Genomic DNA, 24,372 nt, shown 5'->3' with positions numbered 1-24,372 from the left:
CGGCATCCGCGAGCTACTTTCAGTATTGAATGAGAAAAATACAAGAACAGGTGGCGAAAAACGATTCGTTTTTCGCCACCTGTTCTATTTTAGGGACTTATTGGACAGCCCGTTTCTTATTCCTATTTTATTGTTTATCCCTATCAATATCATTCCCTCGGTCTTCATCGTAAGGATAACGTTCACCAGGTTCAGGTGTGTTGAATCCGTCGTCTGTATTGGATACTGTAGGGTCATTATCTTTAAATGCATCAGTCATATTTGAATCAGCCGGATCAGCCAATGGCAGTTCATCTGAGGAAGAAGTTTCATAGTCTTGTTTATTCGGGTATTGATCCCCATTATATTGTTTTTGTTCCCGAACTGCTTCGTCCATTGCTCGTTTTGTTTTGTCTGCTGTTTGACGCGCATTCTGCTTCATTTCACCTTTCGTCTGTTCCCAATTCTCTTTGGAAACGTCCGCCTCTTGCAAACTGCTTTCCATTTTGGATAAATAGCGGGATGCATGTTCCTTCCCTCCTAAACCGAATGCAAGTCCGAAAGCTAGCGCCACTCCGCCAAGGGTAAGTATGAAGGCAGCGTTAATAATTGCGGGCGCAATGCCTAATTGGCTGAGCGCCATAAAGAAGGCAAATGCCAAGATTGCGTATTTCGCTACATAACGCAATATGTGCGGGCTGCCGCTTTTCGTCGTCAAAATGCTGCCGACAAATTTTTCAGCCAAGTTCGATAGGTAGAATCCTACCGCTAAAATGATCAAAGCAGCGATTACCATCGGCAAGTATGCAAAGATACCTGTTGCCAAAGTGACCATGAAATGCAAGTTCAACACTTGCAAAGCCTCTACTGCAAATAGCAAAATGACAATCACTTGGACAATCGTTCCGATCATTTGGGAAAGCGTCGGCATTGTAATGCCTGTTTGTTTAACTCCCATCTTGCCGAATAAAGAATTGATTCCCAAGTTGTCCAATAGTGAGACGATAATCCCTTTAATCCACTTCGCTAACAATACGCCGACTAAAACAAGGAAAATGGCTACCGCAATTTTTGGCAGCATCGTCATCATATCATTCAGCATTGCGATCGCAGGCTGTGAAATCCCTTCAATGTCTAACACTTCCAAAGCTGAAATCGTTACAGGCAACATAATGAGGATGAACACAATTGTTCCGACTACACTCGAAACGCTCGTCCCCTTCACGTACGAAGAAAGCTTCAACTTATGAGCCGCACGATCAACACCGACCGATTCCAATAGCTTCGTTAAAATATTGCGCACAATTTTTGCAACGAGCCAGCCTACTAAGAAAATAAGCACGGCTGCGACCAATTTAGGAATGAAATGGACAATGCTTGATAGCATGCCTTCAAACGGACCGCTAATGCCACTTAATCCTAATGCGTGCAAGACAGCAGGAATGAAAATAAGCAAAATAACGTAAAACGAAATATTTGCCGCTGTCTCAACCCATTTCGATTGATCCACCTCTTTAGGTGAGGCCCCTGCTTTTGCAACATACTTATTCAAGTTTAGTTTTTTGCCTACCGTCAATAGTACCTTCTTAACGATTAACGCCAATACCCAAGCAAGCAATAAAATAAGCCCAGCTTTTAATATACTAAGAACCGCACCGCCAATTCCGGAGTACATCGTCATGAAAGGAGCAGCTATCATGGAAGCATTCATGATGTTAAAGAAGAGCAGGAAGGCCAAGAGAAGTATTCCATAGAAGAAGACCTTTCCGATGATTTTCTCCATATTCCATTTTGATTCTTCTACATCCAACCTTTCATTGACACGCGACTTCTTCAGCCTTTTCCGGACAGCATTTTCAACTGCCTTCGCAATGAAAAAGCCGACCAGCAAGACAAGCAAGCCAATGATCAGCTCGGGAAGCCAACTAAAAATATTCGACAAATACAAGTCTCTAAACATTGCAGCGTCCTCCATTCATTTACAATCTTACTTCGACTATTCCTACAAATGGACTGAGCTAAACCTATTTGTCTATAAAGTTGGCAAGCGATTCATATAAGGGATTTCATAATCAATTTACTTTTTATGACTTCTCACCAATAAAAGTATACCTCTCAAGAAAAACATTGCCGAACATACAACTAAAAAGGTCCCCTGGAGAGAAAAAAGCGTGTTGAAATGCCTCTCTGCTAGACTCGTTGGTAATCAACATTAAAATTGAAACTGCAATAAACTGTGTAGAAATCAATTTTCAAGACACTATAAAATCCCAATATTCAAGATAACATTTTTCAAAGTAACCACATGATTGATACTACATCGAAATGCAGATACCAAAAAAGCGAAGGAAGGAATCGAAATTCCCCCTCCGCCTTCTTACTTAATCTTCTTCAACTTCCATTCGGTTTTTCTTGAACATTTTCGATAGGATTTCGTAAACAATTGGAACGACAATCAATGTCAATAATGTCGAGCTGACAAGACCGCCAATTACCGTGATGCCTAAGCCTTTCGAAATTAATCCGCCGCCTGCTCCATTGCCTAATGCCAATGGTATAAGCGCACCGATTGTCGCGATGGCAGTCATTAAGATCGGACGCAAACGTGTCGCGCCGGCTTCTAACACAGCATCGCGCATTTTCATTCCGCTGCGTTCCATACGGACGATGCGGTCTACAAGAACGATGGCATTCGTAACGACAATACCGATCAACATTAAGAGACCCATCATAACTGGAACGGAAATGGTTTCTCCTGCAATTAACAGTCCGACGAAGGAACCGATCACCGCAAATGGTAATGAGAATAGAATTGCAAACGGTGCAACACCTTCACGGAAAGTTACGACAAGGATGAAGTACACAATCGCAATTGCGGCAAGCATCGCCATGCCAAGCTGTGTAAATGCTTCTTCCATATCAGCTGCAACACCAGCTGTATCGACGTTGACACCTTTCGGCAGATCCAATTCCTCAATTGCTTTATCGACTTCTGAAGTCGCTTTGGACACATCATCTTCTATTAATTTACCAGAAACAGTTGCATAATATTGGCCTTTGCTTCGAGACAACGTGTTGTACGTCGAGCCTTCTTCCATTTCTACAATATCGGATAGTTTGATCGTCGTGCCAACTGCTGTCGGAATTTCCGTTGCCAATATTTCATCAATCGATTTTGGTTGTTCTGCTTCTTCTTGTTTTATGACTACTTCCAATTCATTGCGATCTTTCCCGACGGTCGTTAACACTTCTTGTGTTCTTGTCGGATTCAGCATCATAATGATTTGGCCTGTCGTCAATCCGTATTGCAGCAACTCATCTTGTGTTGCTTTCAATGTATATTGAACATATGCATCTTCAGCGCTTGAAGAAACGTCTTCAATGCCTTTGTTTTCTCCCATTACTTCTTCGACTTGCTGTACTGCTGTTTTCAAGTCGTTCAAATCTTCACTGAAGAATGTATAGCTAATTTCATTTGTGGACATGCCCATTGAACTGAAGTCTTGGCTCTTCCACTCACCTGATTGGCCGATATTAAATACATAGTCTTCAATTTCAGTACGGACTTCTTGGAAGTTTTCCATGTCCGGATCAAAGATCAAATACATTAATGCACCATTCGACCCGCCACCCATCATTGCGGCCATTGGATCGGAGCTATCTGTGATGGACAATTGGACAATATCAATGTCCTTACGCTTTAGCACTTCTTTTTCTACAACTTCAACATTCTTGAGCGTGTCTTCCATTAGCTCGCCTGTCGCCGGTGTATACGTTAAATACATCACTTTCTCTTCATCGCTGCCTAAGAAACTAAAACCTATTAATGGAGTGAGTGCCAAGCTTCCCGCTAACAGCACAATAGAGATAACGGACGAGATGACTTTATGGTTCAGTGTCCATCCTAAGACACGCTTATACCAATTCGCCATTTTACCTGCCTCTTTATGCTGGCTTTCCGGCTTTTCTCCATAGATCTTTTTCCGGAAAAGGAAGTGTGATAGAGCCGGCACGATTGTAATCGCAACAAGCAATGAAGCACCAAGTGCAAACGACATCGTCAAAGCAAATGGCATGAACAACTCACCAACCATACCGCCTACAAAGATAAGCGGTGCAAATACCGCTACTGTAACAAGTGTTGATGACATGATCGGTTTAAACATTTCAATCGTCGCTTCGCGAATCAATGCACGTCCCGACAATTTTTCGGTTTTCAAATGAATTCGCCGGTATATATTTTCCACTACGACAATGGAGTCATCGATCACCCGGCCGATTGCGACTGTAATCGCACCTAACGTCATAATATTTAACGTAATGTCCAACCAATGTAAAATCATAAGCGCCATGAAAATCGAAACCGGAATCGACACAATCGAGATAATGGTCGATTTAATATCACGTAAAAACAGCAAGATGATCAGTACTGCAATCAATCCGCCGAACAGCGCTTTTTCAACCATTGTGGAAACAGATGATTCAATCGGTTCGCCTTGGTCGAGTGATACGTCTACAATCAGGCCATCGATTGCTTTTTCTTCTTCCTTAATTAACTTCTTCACTTCATTGACAACATCGACCGTGTTCGCTCGTTGCCCTTTGACAACTTGAATCGCAATTGCGTCTTCTCCATTTGTTCGGGAAACGGACTGCACTTTACCCACTTTTTCAATCGTAGCAATCTCTTCTAACTTCACGAACGGGGAAGGATTTGCTTCAGAAGGCGTTACGGGGATGAGCATGCCTTTCAACTCATCAACCGTCATGAACTTGCCATCTACAGCGACCGCTTGTTCACCTTCTTCAAATTCATATAAACCAAGAGAAACTTCCATATTGCTTGCTTGGATCATTTGTTTAACGGATTCTTCATCCAATCCAAGCTGAGCCATTTTCTCATCATCATATGTAAGCTCCACTTCTTCGATATGCTGCCCAGAAATCGTCGCGGATGCAACGCCATCGATTTTTTCGATTTTCGGAAGCAAGATATCTTCAACTGTTGAAGTCAATTCAACAATATCTTCTGATGTACTGCTGACACTTAATGCAACGACAGGCATCATATTCATGCTAATTGCCGTAATTACAGGTTCTTGAGCATCATCAGGCATTGTTACTGTTTCTAATGCGGATGATAATTCCCGCTTCGCTTCATCCATATCAATTCCATATTCGTACTCAACTTGAATACTGGACATATTGGAATATGAGTTTGAATATACAGACTTCACATGGTCTAAGTTTTCTACCGCTCTTTCCAAAGGTATCGAAACTTCTTCCATAACTTGCTCAGGAGTTGCTCCCGGATAAACATCCATCACCATTAAATACGGAATCGAAATATCCGGCAATGTCTCTGTTTTCATCTGCGTTGCAGAATAAACCCCAGAGACTGTAATAATAATCGTAAGCAACCAAACTGCTAATTTATTCTTAAGAACAAAATTGACTAAGCCTTTCAAATATTACACTCCCCTATTTGACAGATTTGACTCAGTTATTTATCATAGTGACTAATCGGTCAATTGTCAAACGAAAGAGTATGGAAGCGAGGCAAAGAAATGACGAAAAAACAACTAATTATGGAGAAAGCCGTGGAGTTATTTGCAGAGCGTGGGTTTGAAGCGACTTCGGTTCAGCAAATAACAGACCATTGCGGTATTTCCAAAGGAGCGTTCTACCTTTCATTCAAATCAAAGGATGAATTGATAATCGCATTGATCGATCACTTTATGAGACAGTTTACCGCAGATATTGACTACGTGGTCAATCAGACGAAAAACGATGCGGAACTTTTATATAATTTTTATCACTATATTTATACTTCTTTCAGCAAACACTCTGACTTTGCAAAAATAATTGCGAAAGAAATGACACAGTCTTTCAATGAAGATCTTTTCTCCAAAATACATGTTTACAATAAAGCTGTTGAAAAAACGATTTTAACAATGATCGATCGGCTGTATGGGGAGCAGCAAAAAGAATTACGATATGACTTGGCTTTTTGCATAAAAGGGTTGATGAACACTTACTCAGAGTTGTTTTTGCTCTATAAATTGCCATTAGATATGGAATCATTAGTTCAGTCGCTCGTTGAAAAAACGAATCTTTTAGCTAAAAATATGACCATACCATTCATTACCGACGAGCTGATCCAACTCATCGATCAGCCCATGGAGGAACTCACTTTGGAGAATGTACTCCAAATTGTGAATAAAAACATTGAAGAAATGGATGATTCAATTGAAAAAGACTCATTGATCCTTCTCAAACAAGAACTATTGGAATCAACAATGCACCCGGCAATTATCAAAGGACTATTGGAAAATATTCAGCAGCACCCGCATTGTAAATGGGCTGCTTATGTTTTGAGAAAGCATTTTCATATGGAGTAATGATAGTGGAAACTGCATCATAGTTCGGGTGCAGTTTTTTTATTGAGTATCAATATAGTAAATCATAGGCATCCAAAATCAATTGAAACTCGCGTATAATGATCATACATTTTAAATGTTTGGGTTTATTACAAAAAACACTGTCAGAGGAGGTATTATACTGAAAAATATAGTCCGTTCTATTTTCATTGTTATTATTTTAGCTGGCTGTAAGCAAACATCCTCATTTCATACGAATGGCCAAACAGAAGGAATCGCTATTATAGATGACCAAAGCTATACAATGGCAATTGGGGATTATGAGTGGCGAGATCATGACTTGATTCTCAGAAGTCTCAGTGGTTTAGACATATATGAGCTATCAGAAGCATTCGATACATTACACGTCGATAAAGGCGCTACAGTGAACATTCAATTTGATCACTCCCCTTCTTCTATTAAGATTAAACAATGGAACGAGGATCATTCAAATAAAGCAGTTGAACTATATGGTGATGAATGGACTCTCCCTGTGGTAGAGGGGCATTATATATATGAGGTGATTGTGGAATGGAACAACGGAAAAGCGACTTACGCATTTGATATCCATGTAAATTGAAATTAAAAAACAACAAACGCAACACATTTTGCTACGTTTGTTGTTGAAAGCCTCTATGTCACTCACCAATTACTCGATTCAACCCATGAATAACACCAGCGTGTACACCTTCATGCCAAATAACGAATTGTGCAACGGCATCAACCGAATCCATGGAAAAAATAGTACCTAACTTAACCGGTTCTGGCAGGACTTCGTTTAATTTTCCTTCCAAGGCCGCGGATACACGGTTTGTCTGCTCCTGCAAAGCATCGAGGATTTCTTCATTTGTCGGTGGTTGGCCTTCCCAATTCGCAGGGCTCGTTCCGGTAGCAAAGAATCGCCCCCAGTCTTCGTGCTGCTTTTCATACGTAGGTAATACCAACCCAATAAAATGTTCCATCGTGACATAAATATGTCCTGCATTCCAACGGATCGTATTATTGAACCCTGTTGGCTGTTCATCCCAAGTAGTTTCCTTTGATGATGACAAGCGCCCGATCGTGTATCCTCTTGCAAATTTCAATTGTTCAATTGTTCCCATTTCATCCGCCTCCTTTTTTCTATATCATACTAAAAGAAAATGAAAAAAGAAAAGCAGATGCCCACGTTGTTAGGCTCTGCAATTATTCTAGATCGATCGGTCTGTCATTTCTTTTCTGCTTGTTCCATTTTTCGTGTGTCGTCCTGTTGAACTCATGGCTATTGGATTTTTCGGGTACACCCATTTCTGTATGTTCTGTATGGAATTCATTTATAAGCGGCTTGTTTTCACTATAAGCGGATGGATGATCCATACCTGTTTTATCTTCTGCATTTTTACGGAATTCATTCGTCCAATTCGAGTCGGCAGGGTCCGCCAGAGGCAATTCATGCGTAGGTCTGGCCCCTTTACCGGGATGCAAAATCTTCGGTTCCAAGTCCTTTTTATTCGGATATTTACCATCTACGATCGTCATATGGATTCCTCCTTTTTCTCCTCAAACACGGAAATCCGGTGCAAGGCGAGAAGTAGTCTTCTTCTTTTCCCTCATCTCACCACAATCAAACCTATTTTTCGAAATAATTTGCTTAGGAAACATCATTATGTTTTTGTCGTCAAACTAACTACAGTTTATTAGTTGCGGAGTGATTGCATGCAAAAATGGTTCGGATCTCTTTTCCCAATTGTTAGCATCTTTATTTTATTGTGGATTGAGCAAGGTATAGGTGTATCCTATGGAATTAAAACAGCAGCGAAAGTTTTATTATTCCTTATCATTCCATTAATGCTTTTCCGTTCAACAAAATTTCCTTTTCTGCGCTTTCGGAACGCGGACCGAAAGAGCATTCGACTAGCACTCGTTTTGGGCGGATTCGTTATGGGAGTCATTATCATCGCTTTTCTTTTATTGCAACAGCTCATTGATATAGCTGCGTTGCGTGATGATTTGTTGCAATCCGGCATTACACCTACTGTCTTTCCATTGATTGCACTATACATATTAATTGGAAACTCGATCATTGAGGAATTCTTTTTTCGCGGACTGTTGCCTACCCTTTTAGGTGAAACAAAAATGCGATTCATCCTGCCGCCTTTCTTTTTTGCCATTTACCATATCGCTATCTTCTTGCCCTGGTTTACATTGCCGATTTTACTATTGGCAGTCGGCGGACTTTGGGTTGGCGGTTTGATTTTTCAACTTGTAAATGAAAAAAGCAGAACCATCCTGCCATCTTGGACAATTCATATGTTTGCGGATGTAGGCATCCTTTTGATCGGGATATGGATTTACTATTTTTATTAAAAAAACTGCACAGTTACAATTAAACTGTGCAGTGTCTATTTTATTAGCCAGCAGGAACCGTTACCGTCACTTTAAATAAATCTCCATCTAATTCGATTTTCATCTGTCCGTTATGCATGTCGACGATTGATTGTGCGATCGCTAATCCTAACCCAGAACCGTCTGTATGACGTGCTGTATCTGCGCGTTTGAAACGCTCGAACAATTCATCGACATTTTCGCCTAATTCATACTTTGTTATGTTTTTTACAACAAACTCCGCATTATCTCCCATTTTGCGAAGCGTTATATACACACGTGTGCCGCTTAATGAATATTTAACCGCATTGACGATCAAATTATCCAATACACGCCACCAGCGTTGTCCATCGACGTATGCGATGAACGGTGTTTCCGGAAAAGTCGTTCGGAAATCAAGACCCGATTCGGCAATTTCTTCAGCATGTTCAGCAAGCGCCTGCTGCAATAGCTGTGTTAAATCGACACGTTGCTTATTCAGTTCCAAGTTGCCGCTTGCCATTTTTGACACTTCAAATAAATCCTCGATCAGCGTTTTAAGGCGTTGTGATTTTTTATCAAGTATGTCCACATATTTCGCCCGCTCTTCAGCATCAAGCGTTTCATCTTTCAATAGGTCGGTATACGTAATGATTGATGTCAATGGCGTACGTAAATCATGGCTTACATTTGTGATCAATTCGGTTTTCAATCGCTCGCTTTTCGCCTGCTCACTCATGGAAACTCGGACGCCTTCGCGAAGATTGTTCAAGTTTTTGGCATGTTGCGCGAGTGGCGAGCTACCCTCGACTTTAATGTCTTCATTCAACCGGCCAGCAGCCATTGCTTCCGTCGCTTTCAATATGCGATTCAAATACGCAGAGCGCTTAATGAAAATATAGAGCACTGGCAGAGCAAAGAAAACAACACAGAAGACATACACCACAACAAGAAACGGGTTCATTGCCGCGAAGACAAAACCTATTCCGGCAAGGAAAAATCCAATTAGCAATATGAAGGACTGGACGCCGATCGATCGATTCAAGAACATTTCTTGCAACGCTTTAAAAAATTGAGCAGTATAACTATTTTTCAAATCAGCTTCAAAAACACCTATTTGTTTCCAACGTTCAATTATATTTACAAGCTGAAATGCAAGAAAAGCTGTAACAATCACGCCTCCTACTATGAAGGATGTCAGCCATACGCCCCATCTACCTAAGCTTTGGTACATAAAAAAGTTATGCAAATTAGAATGGCTTTCGACATAGCCAAGCAAAATAAAGGATGTAGCGAACAATAAAGCAATCTTCGCATCTACTTTAACGCCTGAATACCAATTTGCAAACGCTGTTTCCGTCACCCATTCTTTTTGAAACTTAGCGACAGTAAGCAACGCACCTAGTGCCAAAAGGCCGATAATATAGAAGGCAAACGTCATTGATTTTCCCCGATTGAAATCTTTATACTGTGAATACAGCTCTCCGCCTTTTCCAATAACAGTTTTTGGTATAATGACTTCACCTTCAAACAACTTTACTGGATTGGCCATATTTAATATATCTTCGTCTGTTACATAAACTTCCGAATCATCGTAAGAGATGGAAGACCAATCCCCTCTCACATGTCTATCAGGCAATGAATAAGCCTTTAAATATCCATTAGATGCATTGAACTCTTTTTTGTATATGGATGATGCATAAGTATCCCCGAAAGTATAGGTTTCACCGGTATCCACGTCTGTAAGTGTATAGGCGATCGGCAAAGAAAATGAATTCATTTTAATTTCATTCAAATATTGCTCTAAAACTCTTTCCTTAGCTTTACGAATTTTCGCCTCTACATGAGCATCACTTTCAAAATTCTTTTTGATGTCTTCCAATTTTTTATTGCGCTCTTCGACTAATGTCGTTAATAGATCTTCATTGCCATTATCTTTGGCATCTGCAATTCTCGATACATATTGATCGTGAATATTAGAAAGCTGATCTGCCAATGTTCCATAGCGAGTTCGATGCTCTTCTATTTCACTGTCGGTCACAGTAATTTTTTTCATCGCCTCTTCTTTATCAATCGGATTTAGTATGGCAGGACCGATGTACTCGTAAAATTCTTCGATTCGCCAAGATATGTCATTGGAGCTTGCAAAGTCTTCGGTAATCAGTCCTATTCCTTGCCTCGCAAACGACAAACTTCCAATGAGCACAATCGTAACGAGCGCAGCCCAAACGAACAGCATAAATTTACTTTTCATCAGGCAGTGCCCCCTCTAATGATGCGTGTAAAATAGGCAATTGCCCGAGTTGAACGTTCCCATCCGTTACTGATCATTTCTACAATCGATGGCATGCAATAAATGATCGTAAGTATTGCAAGTACAATCGCCAAGATTGACCAAACGACCGTCCAATCATTTCTCGATTTTGTAGCCAATGCCCCACACCACCTTCAAATATCTTGGGTTTTTCGGATCTGCTTCAATTTTCTCGCGGATTTTTCGAATATGGACCGCAACAATATTTTCCGCATTATACGCTTCTTCATTCCATACACGCTCGTAAATTTCGTTGATGGAAAACACGCGGCCTGCATTCTTCATAAGTAGCTCTGTAATTTTATACTCGATCGGCGTCAGTTTCACAGGCTTCCCGTCAACAGACAGCTCTTTTGCATTTTCATCCAAGACGAGTCCATCAATCTCCACTTTCTTCTGCCCATCATACGTGCCTAACTGCACATACCTGCGAAGCTGCGATTTGACACGCGCCATCAATTCCAATGGATGAAATGGCTTCGTCACATAATCATCTGCACCGACCGACAAACCATGAATCTTATCCGAATCCTCCGCCTTCGCACTCAGCATAATGATCGGAATGTTTTGCGCCTCCCGAATTTTAAATGTCGCCGCAATCCCGTCCATATTGGGCATCATAATATCAAGAATTAGCAAATGTACTTCATTATTTTGCAATAAATCAAGCGCCTCCCGCCCATCAGCCGCCTTTAGCACATCATAACCTTCATTTTTCAAGTAAATTTCTATCCCATCGCGGATCTCCTTATCATCATCCGCCACAACGACAGTGAATCTCGCCATCATCCGCACCTCGCTTTTCTCTTATGATACCAATTGTATTGCTTAAATCTTAACATTCCCGCAGGTTAATTATGAAGAAATTCTTAAGATGGTAAGATAGGAACCTAAAGATACGCTACGAACGAATACTAAACAAGATAGGTTGGCAAACTGCGGTGGTGGATTGGTGGAAAATATACTTGAAACGGTGGTAAGTCCTTCTGAATCTGTGGTAAAGGGCCGAGTATCGGTGAGAAACTTTTTTACTTGCCGGTTTCTATCTCCCTTAACAAACATAACTTTTCCACTTATGAGTATTGGGGTTCATTCCCCCGAGAATATTATCAAAAAAACGATTGAAGTGCTGCCACCGTATCAACTAGGGATGCGTCCAGATGGTGGGCGATCACATAAACAGCTGCAAGCAATATTGGTAAGGAAGACATTCGTATTTCCGCATAATCCGCAGCCTACAAGCACATCCTTTTATTCATCGGGAGGTGATTAGGTATGTCGAAAGAAAAGAAAATTAAAAAAGGGAACACATTGGGTCGTGAAGAATTCGGATACGGGTTTGACATGAGTCCTGACGATATGGATGTCATCGGTAAAAATGACAATGCTAAAAATAGAAACAACAAGAAAAAGAACGATGAAGAGCAACGTCCTCCTACAAACGGATAAACATTGTTGACTTTTTCGAATAAAATAACTATAATCATTTCAATTACATCTTACTAAAGGCAATGAAAGGGAAAAGTAAAAAGAGGATGTCGCATAGAGAGCTTCTGACGGTGGAAATGAAGTGGACAAATCTTTTGAACATGATCCTTGAGCCTCGCACTGAACGCTTTCCGGCTAGTAGGATGCGACGAGGGTTGGCGCTTGTTATCCACGTCAAAGTATACTGCTTTTTTGGCGTGTACTTTTGAGGCATTCGGCGTAAGTCGGCTGTGAAGTAAGGTGGTACCACGGATTCAAACCCCGTCCTTATCGTTTTTTCGATAAGGATGGGGTTTTTTGATTTCCTGAAAGGAGGAAGAATGGATGAGCGTTTTTATAGGAGGAGCTTGGCCATATGCGAATGGATCTTTGCATTTGGGACATATTGCGGCGTTATTGCCGGGGGATATTTTGGCGAGGTATTATCGACTGAAAGGTGAAAATGTGCTATATGCTTCAGGAAGCGATTGCAATGGCACGCCAATTTCGATACGCGCGAATTTAGAGGGCGTACCTGTTAAAGAAATCGCCGATCGATACCATACTGAGTTTATCGTTTGTTTTTCTCGGTTGGGATTTTCGTATGATATTTACACACGAACTGACGGCACGTTTCACCATCAAGTCGTGCGGGAAGTATTTTTGACTTTATTGGATAACGGTTTTATTTTCAAAAAAGAAGTGGAACAGACGTATTGTGAGTTTGACGAGCGGTTTCTTCCTGATCGTTTCGTCGAAGGCATTTGTCCGTATTGCGGAAGCCGGGCACGGGGCGATCAATGCGACAATTGCGGCTCGATTTTAGATCCGCTTGATTTGACGGATCGCACTTGCAAGCTGTGCGGCAATGAACCTACCGTACGAAAGACTGAGCATTTTTATTTTAAATTAAGTGCGTTTCAAGATGAGCTTGAGCAATATGTTGCAAATGCGAAAGCTGAGGGGAGATGGCGTGAAAACGCGATTCACCAATCTGAACGTTATTTACGGGAAGGTCTTCATGACCGGGCAGCCTCAAGGGATTTGGCGAACGGCGTCGGCATCCCGATTATCGGCTATGAGGACAAAAAAATCTATGTGTGGATCGAAGCGGTAACAGGGTACTATTCAGCAAGTCGGGAATGGGCTGCGCTAAATCGTACCGATGATGCGGAATTTTGGAATGAGGACACCATTTCTTACTATGTGCATGGCAAGGACAATATTCCTTTCCATACGATCATTTGGCCAGCCATTCTTTCAGGGATCGGCAAAAGTGCTGCATTGCCGACACATATCGTTTCAAATGAATATTTGACATTAGAAAAAAGGAAGCTATCGACGAGTCAAAACTGGGCAGTATGGGTGCCCGACCTATTGGACCGCTATCATCCGGATTCATTGCGTTACTTCCTGACGGCAAATGCTCCAGAAAACAGGGATGCTGATTTTTCATGGCGGGAGTTCATTTACAGCCATAACTCGGAGTTATTGGGGGCGTACGGGAATTTCGTCAACCGGACATTAAAATTCATCGAAAAATCGTACGGAGGAAGTGTACCAATTGCAGAAATCGATGCCGATATAAAGAAGAACATCGTGGAGCTGTATGCAATTGTCGGCGACAAGATTGAAAACGGCCATTTCAAGGAAGCAATCGAGTCGGTTTTTACATTTATTCGCCATGCGAATAAATTTTTCGACGACCAAAAACCGTGGCTTCAAGTAAATGAGGACACGGCGGCATGTGACCGGACGATGGCGACTTGCACTTATGCCATCGCTAACCTATCGCAGCTGCTCTCCCCATTCCTTCCTTTTTCAAGTGAGGAAGTGCAGTCGATGCTGAAACTGCGCAATCCTGAATGGAAGGAAACCGAAATCAGGAATTTGACATTGGAACAAGTGAAGCCGCTATTTGAACGCATCGACAAAGGGCAAATCGAGGTGGAATTGGAGCGGCTCGAAAAACAATCATTAACTAAAGAGAAGTAAAGTGAAGCCTTAGGCGTCCGTTCAATTTTACTCTTTCGGTCGCCTCGGTTTTTTCACTATATTTTCTTGTATACATGATGGAACTTAAGGGGTCCCACTGTTCCCACGTATGAATTTGTTCATCACTTATTTTTCACATCAACCAATTCAAAACGCTCACAAACAAGCAGCATGTCCTTTGTAAATTCGCGTCCAATTGCTTGTAATTCTTCTTTAAAGAACTCTTCATGAACGTCCCACCAATATTGATAGCTTCTGTCCCCTTCACCTTCCGCAATAGCAAACTCTTCCGGAACTTCATTCATCGGTGATAGTGTAACCTCCACTGTTTTAATGATTGCAACAGGTTGATCCTCACTGTTTAGAATAATGCTGTAATCTCCTATTTGAGGGATCGGTTCATTTTCCAGTTCGTAAAATACATGTCCGGAACAAGTTGCCGTTTTAATGCCATCTACTACTAATTTGGCAAGATAGTTAGGATTCCCCCCAAATTGCCAGGCAGCAACAGACTCAGGTTGTTCCTTGTTTTTCCAGTACTCATTCCAGTATGTCTGTGCAGCTTGATTCATCATTTTCCCCCCATTAAAGCATTCATTTTTTAGTACCAATGCGTTAAATAAACAACGAAGAACAATGCATCTGAACGTATCCTTCATGCCTACAATCGCCAGAATAACCGGTAATGTTAAAACGATTCCAAATGCAATCTTATAAAAAGCTCACTTGCTAATTATCAACTTCCTCGTCTTTACCTTTTTCTTTATGCTTCTTACTTAACGTTTTTATAGATTCTGGTATTCCGACAAAGATGATGATACCACCTATTACCGTTAAAAAGGTATGTAAACTAATTCTTTTTATTTCAAGACTAGTAAAATAACAAGAAAGAAGATTCTCCAATAAAAAAGAAATATATTGTATTCTTCAAGAAAAACACTCCTGCTTTGTCGCCGATGGTCTGATTCAGGCAAAGAGATCTCCAACCACTTACCTTTTAGTGGATTATGGCACTTAAATCTCCCAATTGAGCTCTTCAATATTTGATCATTCCAATTCTCTAACACACAAACCTGTAATGCACTGTGACACTACGTCAGGTCTGTCCAAATAAATTAAATGACCTGATCGCTCGGCAAAAATCAGTTTGCTTTTCGTAGATAAATTTGCCTGGTCAGTAATAAGTTCTCGCCATTTCTCTTCAAACACTCGCATTTCCCATTCAGGAATCCCTTCCTCCACGCCATGCTTTATGCAATATTCTTTATCCCTCCCGACTACGATAAGTGGAACATCAGGAAATTCACCTATACTCTTTACAATTTCAGCATCTGTTTTCCAGTTTTCCAACTCAGAACGCATTGCTTTGTACAATGTAGGATTTACTTGGAATTCCAATAGTCTTTCTTGTATTGCGAGTGGGAATTGCTTTTGTTTCTCAGTTAGCGAAGGGCTAATTACTTTGCACAGTTCCTCCCTATTCATTGAAGAGTAAAGGCTGCATTTTTCTATCCACGCTTCGTCTGAAGAATCCTCATCTAATATAGGTAAATGTAATGTATCAAGAATGCTAAAATCAACAGAAGTGGAATCGACAAACACACCCCCTCTTATATGATTTGGAAATAATTTAATAAAATGTTGTGCACATAACCCGCCATAGGAATGCCCGACCAAAATGATCGGCTCATGGATCGTTAATTGAAGAAGCAATTGCATTAATTCGTCAGCGACTGCTCGGGTCGTTCTACTCTCTTCCCCAATTTCGCTCATGCCAAGACCTGGCCTATGAAACATAATGACTTTATTTGTTTTACTCAATTCCTCGGTGACTTCATGCCACTCATCAAAGGAACACCCCATCCCAGTCAATAGAACGATTGGTATTCCATGACTTCCTTTTTGTACAACCTCTACTTTTCTGCTATTTATAACTATATTTTGGTTGATTCTACTCACCCTTTTTAAAGTCAGGTACCATTTAATAAAGGTTAACAGCCATCACTTTCCACTTCGCTTTTCATTTACAATAAAACCAAGTTCTTGAAGCTTCTCTGCAATTTCCGGATCGATCTCATTTTCTTCCTTCATGATCAAATCATCCGTTTCAATTGCTTTGAACGTATTGTGAATGGATTTCAACTGATTCATTTGCTCAACTGTCGGCGGATTGTTCGCCATTTCGTTCAGCAGGGCGATTACGCCTTCTAAAGAAACATTCATCTCTTGATTCAATTCAGCAACGATTTCCAACAACCCTTGAGCATGCCTTACATCCGATAGGATTGGTTCGATGATTGCCATTCTCTCCTGAGGGTCTTGAAGTGCAGGCTCATCTGCGTCCAAAATGAATAGCGTTTTCTTAGTAAATGCTGTTGCCATTAATTCATATGCCTCTTCAAAAAATGCATACGATGCAGTTTGATTAAAGTGATCATTCACGTTCTCTTTTTTATAAACAGTCTCTTTCCGATATCCTTTTTCATTTTTATCGTATGTGAATTGTTGAACAATTTTATCGGCATGCTGTGTTTTAAGCATAACGATTCCCGGTTTGCCATCGAAGGTTGTTGTGCCAAAGTCGATTGAGCCTAACTGGACATAATCATCAAAAAGCGGATACGTTTCCTCCCCATCTTTTACTACTAACAGCCAGTTCTGACCATCGTCCCAAGCAAATTGGCCATTGTCCATTTTCCCTGCGTTTACATAGAGTTCAATTTCTTCCTCTTCTCCATCCCCATCAATGTCTAATGTTATTTTCTTATAAAGCGTTTGCGGATATTGTTCAATGTCTTTTGCTGTGATCATTGAATTATCATCACTAATTTGTTGATTCGTCGCTATTTCGTGCGATGCCCTTTCCTCTTCAATCGTTTTTAAAAGAGAATCTCTTTCTATTGTAATTTGATCGATTTGCTTTTTTAGTTCATGAATATCTTCGGTTTGATCAGAACAACCGACAAGTATACCTAATAGACATGCAACCCCGATTAAAAAAACTCTCATTTCTCTATCTCCCTTTAATAGACTTTCTGCCCTTTTGTTCATTAATCATTCAAGTTGATTTTAATAAGAACACACCTTATCCGGCATAATAATATAAAAAAGCGATACCAAACGACACATCATTTTAATATCGCAAACGTCTTACAACCTTATACCGAAACTAAATTTTCTCTATTGGTTTGCGTAAAATTTTTTCCATTGCTTTTCTTTTTGCCAATTCATCGATCAGCTTGTCCAAATAACGAATCTCCCTCATCGTTGGTTCTTCGATCTCTTCTACACGGACACCGCAAACTACCCCTTTTATCAAATCCCGTGAAGGATTCATTTGGGGAGCTTCTGCAAAAAACGTTTCAAAATCCGTTCCGTTTTCCAATATCTCTTTTAACTCTTCTTGGCTGTAGCCTGTCAACCAACGGACAATTTCATCGACTTCCGATTTTGTACGTCCTTTCTTCTCTGCTTTCGTAACGTAATGTGGATAAACACTCGCAAAGCTTGTTGTGTAAATTCTATGTTTGGACATCATACATTCTCCTTCACATTCGGTTAGATGGAATAGTTGTAGTAAACTTTATTTTATTATAACGCTAATTAAAGTTTTTTGATCTCAAAGCTTCAATTGATCCTATTTAAAAAATACAGTTCCATTCTTTTCTGCCAAGATCATTAAAAACATTGGTCTCCGGTTTTCATCTTCCAATTCGGGATTCCCTTTTAACATTTCATTTGAAGGAAATGATTCCTTGACTGCTCTGACCATAAATCCTGCATCAATCAAATCGTTTGTATAGGTTGCAAACGTCCGATGGTATTTTGTAACATCCTCATTTAAAAACAATGTTTCACGTATACCTTCTATTTGATAGTTATCAACTGGCCAATGCAGGCGGTTCCCTTGCTCATCATAATGCCAATCCTGCTCTTTTCTAGAAGTGAAAATGGGGTGTTCCACAGAAAAAACAAAACTGCCGCCAGGCTTTAGATAATCATAAACCTTTTTGCAAATTGCTTGAAACGACTCCACATAGTGAAATGCAAGCGAGCTGATCACCACGTCAAATTGGGAATCTTGAAAATCGATATCCTCAATTGATGATTGAATGTAAGAAATTAATGGATCATTTGTCATTTTAATCGCTCTTTGAATCATTTTTTCTGAGATATCTACACCTACCACAAAGTTTGCTTGCTGCTCACGGGCATATCGACAATGCCATCCAAAACCACAACCTAAGTCGAGTACGGTCTTATTTTTTAAATCTGGTATTAGCTCTTTTAACATATGCCATTCCCCTGCACCCTCAAGTCCTTTAACGGAACGAGCCATTTGTTCATAGGCTAAAAAGAAATTTGGATCATCGTATTTATTTTGTTTCATTATCAACCATCTCCCGTTTGGTGATCAGTTAGGTTTTACGATTGCCTAACGGAAATGTGATGTATGCTAAAACAATTCATTTAGCGATTTATCCCTGCTGTTGAACGTTATCAAAGAAAAAACTTTTATAATACTCAAGGGAAGGAACGACAATGCCTTCATTAAACATCTTTTCGAGCTCCAATATAGTAACCCATTTAGCATCGATTACCTCTTCGGGCTGAAGCGCGGTATCTTCGATGGAAAAATCATGGGTAAATAACCAAACGTCACGAAAATTGTGATGACGTCTTTCGCTTTTCACCAATTTTCCGTTAGCACTCGATAGATCGATCCCGATTTCTTCTTTTACTTCCCTCAAGGCAGCTTCTAAACTGTTTTCACCCGCTAAAGCCGACCCACCGGGGCATTCCCACATGTTTGGAAAGCGCTTATCAGGATGCCGTTTAGCCAACAGTATTTCTTGGTTACTATTAATGATCCAAATGGAGACGACTAAATGATAATCTCCTTTTGTAAGCGGTTTTCCTCGTTCATGTACCCTACCAGTTTTCATTCTGTTTTTATCATATACATCCCAAAGCTCCATCAAATCCCCCACCTTCCACTATGATTCTTCGCTCTCAAACCAATTCAACGCCCGCTGTTCCAATTCCTTTACAAATGGATTTTTTGCTTTGCTGTAAAAAGCTGTATCATCGTGTTGTAGAGCCAACTTTTCTTTCAAACTTGCATACCGTTCAACTTCTTCGGAATGAGTTCTCAAATATTCTCGCAGTATTAAGTGTCTGTCTATGTGCGGATTGCCCTGCTCATAAACATGAATATGATGGGTTCTATTCTCCCCTCCCTTTCGAAATAATCGCCTACCTTCAATTCCCCATTCACCCGCAACATCATAACCTAACAAATGCATTTGCTCATTAAACGCATCGATTTTCTTAATGTCTTTTACGATACACATCATATCTACAACAGGCTTTGCCTTCATGCCTGGAACAGAAGTACTCCCAAAATGTTCAAACTTGATGATTTCCTCTCCGAATAGATCTTTCAAAAATCGAGCTTCATCGTTGAACATTTGAATCCAATTTTTATCGTACTCAGACAGCCGCACTTTCAAATAAACCCCTCCTTATCAAAATACTAACATTTAGACTATATAAAGCCGATGCATGTTTCTTCCTATTAAAGCTTATCCGGCAAAACCCTCGTTCGTTTCCTTTGCATATCCAAAAAACGACATTTCGCCGTTTTCGTTTTCCACAATGCTGTAAGGATGAATTTGGTCAAAATATCTTCGAACAAATTTCCCCTCACCCACATGGTAGATCTCAATATGCAGATTGCCGGAAAATCTTGTAAAATATAATTTTCCATCTATGAATTGTACTTCAATTTTATCTTTCAAGTATGTTCCGCAATACTTTCTAAGCTGACTTTCATTCAATGGAACCTCTCGACGTTTAGCCGGGACAGCTACGTCAACATGATGGAGAATATCCGAAATTGCATTTCCTAATCGATACTGATTAATCGCTTCATTATTAGAGAGAATGATAATGCAAAGATCTTCATCGAAAAAATTTTGCATATATGTACTAATTCCAAGATGGTCCCCTCCATGGGAAAACTTATCTGTTCCATAAATATGCTGATGCTCGAGTCCATAGCAATAATTATTTTGATTTACGCGAAAAAACCTCATATACGCTTTATAGGACAATAGTTTTCGATCCCGCAAACAGATATACCATTTGTACAAATCCTTGCAGTTTGAAATGATAGCGCCTGCCCCAATGCTAAATTTTTCATTAAAATATGGACTTTTAATTGTTCCATCAAAATCTTTCACGTAATTACATGATCTGTTTTGAATCGGTTTACAACCATCATCCACTTCGCTGTTCATCATTTGTAAAGGAAGGAAAATGTGGTTTCGGAGAAAATCCTCGTATGTTTCTCCTGAAACATTTTCAATGATCCATGCGAGCAAATTATAGTTCGAGTTATTGTAATCAAATTCCGTTCCAGCTATCTTTGTCGGCTTTTTATTAATACACTTTTTGAAAAAAGCATTTCGAGAATACTCCATTCGGTTATAGCAAGCAAAAAAATCATCTTCAAAGTTCGTGAAATTATATAAACCCGAGGTATGTGATAATAAATGATGAGTCGTGATTGAAGCGTCAATCTTCAAATCGGCTGGTAGGTATACGTTTGCAGGTTGATCGATATCTATCATTTTCTTATCACAGAGGAGCATTATTGCAAAGGCGGTAAACTGTTTTGACAGAGATGCTATGGAGAAGCGGGAGTTTAGATCATTTTTTATTCCAAACTCGATACTTGCGTAACCATATGCTTTTTCAAAAAGCACCTCCCCTTTCCGAATTACTTGGATAACTCCGTAAAAATCCCATAGCTTTAGATATTCGTTTATATACGTTTGTAGTTTCGATTGTATTGCTTGCATTGGCCCACTCCACACATAATTTATATTTCATTCAGAATGTACCGACAATGATGTATACTATAGTAAACTAAAAAGAAAAGGTGGTCTACATCTACCTTTACTTCCAATCCAACCATAGGATTAAAAAACTTGGAAGGATGAATTTAATATTGAAACCGTTACGATTTGAAATAATTATATGAGTAGTAAAAAGGGAGGATATCATTGTCACAAGGACTTATACATCATATTGAAATATATGTTTCTGATTTGAAGAGTTCAGTTGACTTTTGGTGTTGGCTATTAGAAGAATTAGGATATGAGCCGTTTCAAGAGTGGGAAAGTGGACAAAGTTGGAAAATAGGAGAAACATATATTGTATTTGTTCAAGCAGACGAAAAATTTATGGACATACCTTATCATAGATGTCGGGTAGGTCTAAATCATTTGGCATTTCACGCAAGTTCCCGTCAACAGGTTGACGAAATGACAGGAAAGTTAAAAGAAAAGGGTGTGAAAATCCTCTATACTGACAAACATCCCTTTGCAGGAGGGGATGGGCATTACGCTGTTTATTTTGAAGACCCAGATAGAATTAAAGTAGAATTGGTAGCATTTTGACCTCTACAATTGGAGGTCTTTTATTATGCACTTCTTAACATCTCAAATGTCCCGCCATTCACACAATATAGCATCTGTTCATCGTTGACGGCTTCTTAATACAAGATATCTCGATACCTTTAATAAGGCATTAGCGTTATTTTCAAGCATTAAAATTCCACATAAAATGGTTGTTTACTATGATCGAGACAGTACTCTATTCTTTGTCTGAAATTGCCGATAGTTACCATTTCCAATGCTATCTCAATTGGAAAGAATCCTACTTCTAAACTCTCTGCCGAAGTTGTTAATTTGCCCCCAATCGGCTTTGCTAAAAATAGCGTATTACAAATTGATTTATTCACGTTTTGAAATATCCCGCAGAAGTTAAGAACTTCAATTTCAATACCTGACTCCTCTTTCGTTTCCCTAATTGCTGCCTCTTTCAAAGACTCGCCTTCCTCAACGATTCCACCCGGCATTTCCCAACCTCTCATCGGCCCTTTAATTAATAGAATTTCATTTTGATCATTGAGTACAATCGTCGCAGCCGATACAAAATGTTTAGGTGGTGTGTAAACATGCGTTGTATTTTGTTCCAAAACATCGCCCCCTCTATTAGTTGCTTAACAATTATGCGAACTGCGTAGTAAAAAAATTGTTGGAATCTATATGCCTCAATCTTTGCCTATCCCTTTATCGGTAAAGATTTTGCAATGTTAGGTAGCTGAATGTCTTGTTGAATGGCGCCATATTTCGATAAACACGATTCTATCCTAATTACCTATCGTTTTTGATTAAACTAAATAGTCAATCGGTTGAACTTCCTCACATAATTCACTTTTTATAGGTTTCATTGCTTTATTTTTAGGCATCGTATAACAAAAGGGACTAACAGCCTTGTTAATCCCTTTTGTTATCATTTTTTTATTATATGATGCTCTCAATCTCTTTCAGAAGTTCATAGGCACCGTCGGATTTATTTGAACAAACTACGATTGTCGCTTTCTCAACAGGGTAGTATACCGCCCGGAAATTCGCGCCTGGATCGTATCCCATTTGGATATACTTAACTACCTTTTGATCGTCGTTTAATAACATATAGCCACTGTAGCCATAATAAATATTTTGTTCTTCATTTACTATTTCGCGCGGTTCCAACAACATTTTGGTCATCTCTTCGGACAGCAGTCGGTGATCCATTAATGCCTGCCAAAAATTCACGATGTCCTCAGCAGTAACGTACGCCCCGCCATCAGGGCCCCCCTTCGCTGGCAGTGAGTACACATTTGTTTTCCATGTACCATCTGGTTCTTCAATATAACCAAGAGCCGTTTGTTCCGGCAAACGGTCCATTTCAAAGTATCCAGACCTCTCCATGCCTGCTTTACGAAAGATTCGTTTCTCGACAAATTCAGTGAAACTACATTCCGCTACATTCTCTACAATGAGACCTAACAATATATAGCCAGAATTATTGTATTGGAACGAACTGCCAATAGCTGCTTGCATTTTTTCGTTTTGAAATAAAGGCAAGAAATCCTTTGGAGACCTAATATTGTACATTGGGTACGATTTCCACAATGACTCAAAATCATCTATTACTTCTTCGTTAAAATAGTCTGGGACTCCGGACGTATGTGTTAGTAAATGATGGATCGTAATGTCCTCATGAAAGTATGGGAACTGTACATCAACACAGTCCTTTAATTTCGAGTCAAATGATAGTTTCCCTTCTTCAACTAATATGCAAATAGCAATTGCTGTGAAGATTTTGCATCCCGAAGCGATCGAAAATCTCGTATCCAACTCATTTAAAATCTTTTCTGAACGGTTTGAGAAACCGCAGCTACCCTTTAACAGTTCATCGCCTTTTTTAGCATAAAAAGCACCAGAAAAGAAAAGTTCTTTCTGTTTTTCTTCTAAAAGATTTTCCTTATGTTCTTTCATCATTTTAACTCCTCCTGAATTCCGTCTATTCTTCGTTTTTAAAGGAATTCAGCTATCTTTTTCATACCATGTAGCGGATCATTTACTGTTCCTCCCTATCTACAAGATAATAGTTAAATTTTATAGGATTATTTATTCAAATGCAATTCAAATCGTAATTTTCAGTAAAGATCGTTAGAAAAATATAGCTCTTTATCAAAATAAAAGGGAGTACACGACTAAAGTTGCTATTAATATAAGAACAATTACTACTGTTCCCTTCCAACCTAAACCACCTACTAAATCGGACAGATTGCTACCGTGAATACTGCTTAAAGGGCTCCTTAATTCTCTTTGTCTCAGTTTCTCTCTCCTCGTATATTAGTAGTAAGAGCTCTTTCCGATAGAATTTCCAGTTGATCCGGACAGCTGGAGGCCGTCTATTGGACTCCTATAGGAAATGGATGCCTTACGGCTTCCC

The 24,372-nt window shown here is 39.8% G+C and carries 23 protein-coding genes, 1 pseudogene and 1 other annotated feature; of the genes and pseudogenes, 6 read left to right on the top strand and 18 right to left on the bottom strand.

Features of this window, described 5'->3' with window-relative positions:
* Positions 1-127: 127 nt before the first annotated feature.
* Both WFH04_RS15925 and WFH04_RS15920 read right to left on the bottom strand, forming a co-directional pair.
* Positions 128-1,939 (bottom strand): mechanosensitive ion channel, encoded by a 1,812-nt coding sequence (locus tag WFH04_RS15925; protein ID WP_336825044.1) that lies wholly within the window; start codon positions 1,937-1,939, stop codon positions 128-130.
* Between the two features lie 421 nt (positions 1,940-2,360).
* Positions 2,361-5,447: an efflux RND transporter permease subunit gene (locus tag WFH04_RS15920; RefSeq protein WP_336825043.1), complete on the bottom strand. Its 3,087-nt coding sequence runs from the start codon at positions 5,445-5,447 to the stop codon at positions 2,361-2,363.
* Positions 5,448-5,546: 99 nt separating this feature from the next.
* Here WFH04_RS15920 and WFH04_RS15915 point away from each other — a divergent pair, with 99 nt between their 5' ends.
* Positions 5,547-6,380 (top strand): TetR/AcrR family transcriptional regulator, encoded by an 834-nt coding sequence (locus tag WFH04_RS15915; RefSeq protein WP_336825042.1) that lies wholly within the window; start codon positions 5,547-5,549, stop codon positions 6,378-6,380.
* A 115-nt stretch (positions 6,381-6,495) separates the two neighbouring features.
* Positions 6,496-6,978: a hypothetical protein gene (locus tag WFH04_RS15910; RefSeq protein WP_336825041.1), complete on the top strand. Its 483-nt coding sequence runs from the start codon at positions 6,496-6,498 to the stop codon at positions 6,976-6,978.
* Between the two features lie 58 nt (positions 6,979-7,036).
* On the opposite strand, the gene WFH04_RS15905 is transcribed toward WFH04_RS15910, so the two are convergent.
* Positions 7,037-7,501, bottom strand: a complete 465-nt coding sequence (locus WFH04_RS15905; RefSeq protein WP_336825040.1) for a DinB family protein — start codon at positions 7,499-7,501, stop codon at positions 7,037-7,039.
* An 82-nt stretch (positions 7,502-7,583) separates the two neighbouring features.
* Positions 7,584-7,916 carry a hypothetical protein gene (locus WFH04_RS15900; RefSeq protein ID WP_336825039.1) on the bottom strand — a complete coding sequence of 111 codons (333 nt, stop codon included), beginning with the start codon at positions 7,914-7,916 and terminating at the stop codon, positions 7,584-7,586.
* Positions 7,917-8,093: 177 nt separating this feature from the next.
* Here WFH04_RS15900 and WFH04_RS15895 point away from each other — a divergent pair, with 177 nt between their 5' ends.
* Positions 8,094-8,744, top strand: a complete 651-nt coding sequence (locus WFH04_RS15895) for a CPBP family intramembrane glutamic endopeptidase (protein ID WP_336825038.1) — start codon at positions 8,094-8,096, stop codon at positions 8,742-8,744.
* Between the two features lie 43 nt (positions 8,745-8,787).
* Here the strand turns inward: WFH04_RS15895 and WFH04_RS15890 are convergent, their stop codons facing one another.
* Genes WFH04_RS15890 through WFH04_RS15880 form a run of 3 tightly spaced genes read right to left on the bottom strand, consistent with a single transcriptional unit; the run spans position 8,788 to position 11,841 of the window.
* Positions 8,788-10,995 carry a sensor histidine kinase gene (locus tag WFH04_RS15890; RefSeq protein WP_336825037.1) on the bottom strand — a complete coding sequence of 736 codons (2,208 nt, stop codon included), beginning with the start codon at positions 10,993-10,995 and terminating at the stop codon, positions 8,788-8,790.
* A complete protein-coding gene (locus WFH04_RS15885; protein WP_336825036.1) occupies positions 10,995-11,174 on the bottom strand; it encodes a hypothetical protein in 180 nt (59 codons plus the stop codon). Before WFH04_RS15885 ends, WFH04_RS15890 begins: the two co-directional genes overlap by 1 nt.
* Positions 11,152-11,841 (bottom strand): response regulator transcription factor, encoded by a 690-nt coding sequence (locus WFH04_RS15880; protein WP_336825035.1) that lies wholly within the window; start codon positions 11,839-11,841, stop codon positions 11,152-11,154. The genes WFH04_RS15885 and WFH04_RS15880 overlap by 23 nt, the downstream gene beginning before the upstream one ends.
* Positions 11,842-12,330: 489 nt before the next feature.
* On the opposite strand from WFH04_RS15880, the gene WFH04_RS15875 reads away from it, so the two are divergent.
* Both WFH04_RS15875 and metG read left to right on the top strand, forming a co-directional pair.
* Entirely contained in the window at positions 12,331-12,504 is a 174-nt protein-coding gene (locus tag WFH04_RS15875; protein WP_336825034.1) for a hypothetical protein, read from the top strand.
* 53 nt (positions 12,505-12,557) lie between these two features.
* Positions 12,558-12,815: a binding site (T-box leader), on the top strand.
* Between the two features lie 52 nt (positions 12,816-12,867).
* Complete coding sequence (gene metG, locus WFH04_RS15870) at positions 12,868-14,517, top strand: methionine--tRNA ligase (RefSeq protein WP_336825033.1); 1,650 nt, start codon at positions 12,868-12,870, stop codon at positions 14,515-14,517.
* 122 nt (positions 14,518-14,639) lie between these two features.
* Here metG and WFH04_RS15865 read toward each other — a convergent pair whose 3' ends face one another.
* The 8 genes from WFH04_RS15865 to WFH04_RS15830 form a co-directional block, all read right to left on the bottom strand.
* A complete protein-coding gene (locus WFH04_RS15865) occupies positions 14,640-15,089 on the bottom strand; it encodes an ASCH domain-containing protein (RefSeq protein ID WP_336825032.1) in 450 nt (149 codons plus the stop codon).
* A gap of 475 nt (positions 15,090-15,564) precedes the next feature.
* Positions 15,565-16,476, bottom strand: a complete 912-nt coding sequence (locus WFH04_RS15860) for an alpha/beta hydrolase (protein WP_336825031.1) — start codon at positions 16,474-16,476, stop codon at positions 15,565-15,567.
* A 42-nt stretch (positions 16,477-16,518) separates the two neighbouring features.
* Entirely contained in the window at positions 16,519-17,526 is a 1,008-nt protein-coding gene (locus WFH04_RS15855; RefSeq protein ID WP_336825030.1) for a hypothetical protein, read from the bottom strand.
* A 160-nt stretch (positions 17,527-17,686) separates the two neighbouring features.
* The gene (locus WFH04_RS15850; RefSeq protein WP_336825029.1) at positions 17,687-18,052 is read right to left on the bottom strand and encodes a DUF2200 domain-containing protein; all 366 of its coding nucleotides are present in this window, start codon (positions 18,050-18,052) and stop codon (positions 17,687-17,689) included.
* Positions 18,053-18,154: 102 nt separating this feature from the next.
* The gene (locus WFH04_RS15845; RefSeq protein WP_336825028.1) at positions 18,155-18,907 is read right to left on the bottom strand and encodes a class I SAM-dependent methyltransferase; all 753 of its coding nucleotides are present in this window, start codon (positions 18,905-18,907) and stop codon (positions 18,155-18,157) included.
* Positions 18,908-18,995: 88 nt separating this feature from the next.
* The gene (locus WFH04_RS15840) at positions 18,996-19,496 is read right to left on the bottom strand and encodes an NUDIX hydrolase (RefSeq protein WP_336825027.1); all 501 of its coding nucleotides are present in this window, start codon (positions 19,494-19,496) and stop codon (positions 18,996-18,998) included.
* 18 nt (positions 19,497-19,514) lie between these two features.
* Complete coding sequence (locus WFH04_RS15835; protein ID WP_336825026.1) at positions 19,515-20,030, bottom strand: GrpB family protein; 516 nt, start codon at positions 20,028-20,030, stop codon at positions 19,515-19,517.
* Between the two features lie 72 nt (positions 20,031-20,102).
* Entirely contained in the window at positions 20,103-21,383 is a 1,281-nt protein-coding gene (locus WFH04_RS15830) for a serine hydrolase domain-containing protein (protein ID WP_336825025.1), read from the bottom strand.
* Between the two features lie 204 nt (positions 21,384-21,587).
* Between WFH04_RS15830 and WFH04_RS15825 the strand changes: the two genes are divergently transcribed.
* On the top strand, positions 21,588-21,983 hold the full coding sequence (locus WFH04_RS15825; protein WP_336825024.1) for a VOC family protein: 396 nt from the start codon (positions 21,588-21,590) through the stop codon (positions 21,981-21,983).
* A 149-nt stretch (positions 21,984-22,132) separates the two neighbouring features.
* On the opposite strand, the gene WFH04_RS15820 is transcribed toward WFH04_RS15825, so the two are convergent.
* From WFH04_RS15820 to WFH04_RS15810, 3 genes and pseudogenes are all read right to left on the bottom strand, one after another.
* A complete protein-coding gene (locus WFH04_RS15820; protein ID WP_336825023.1) occupies positions 22,133-22,564 on the bottom strand; it encodes an NUDIX hydrolase in 432 nt (143 codons plus the stop codon).
* 328 nt (positions 22,565-22,892) lie between these two features.
* Positions 22,893-23,912 (bottom strand): serine hydrolase domain-containing protein, encoded by a 1,020-nt coding sequence (locus WFH04_RS15815; RefSeq protein WP_408020197.1) that lies wholly within the window; start codon positions 23,910-23,912, stop codon positions 22,893-22,895.
* A gap of 195 nt (positions 23,913-24,107) precedes the next feature.
* Positions 24,108-24,257: pseudogene (locus WFH04_RS15810) on the bottom strand (DUF6366 family protein); the annotation flags it as partial.
* Positions 24,258-24,372: the final 115 nt, after the last annotated feature.

Source organism: Sporosarcina sp. USHLN248, from assembly GCF_037144575.1.
Lineage (GTDB): Bacteria > Bacillota > Bacilli > Bacillales_A > Planococcaceae > Sporosarcina > Sporosarcina contaminans.
Note: the sequence above shows the minus strand (reverse complement) of the source record. Positions and strands in the feature narration are given on the sequence as shown.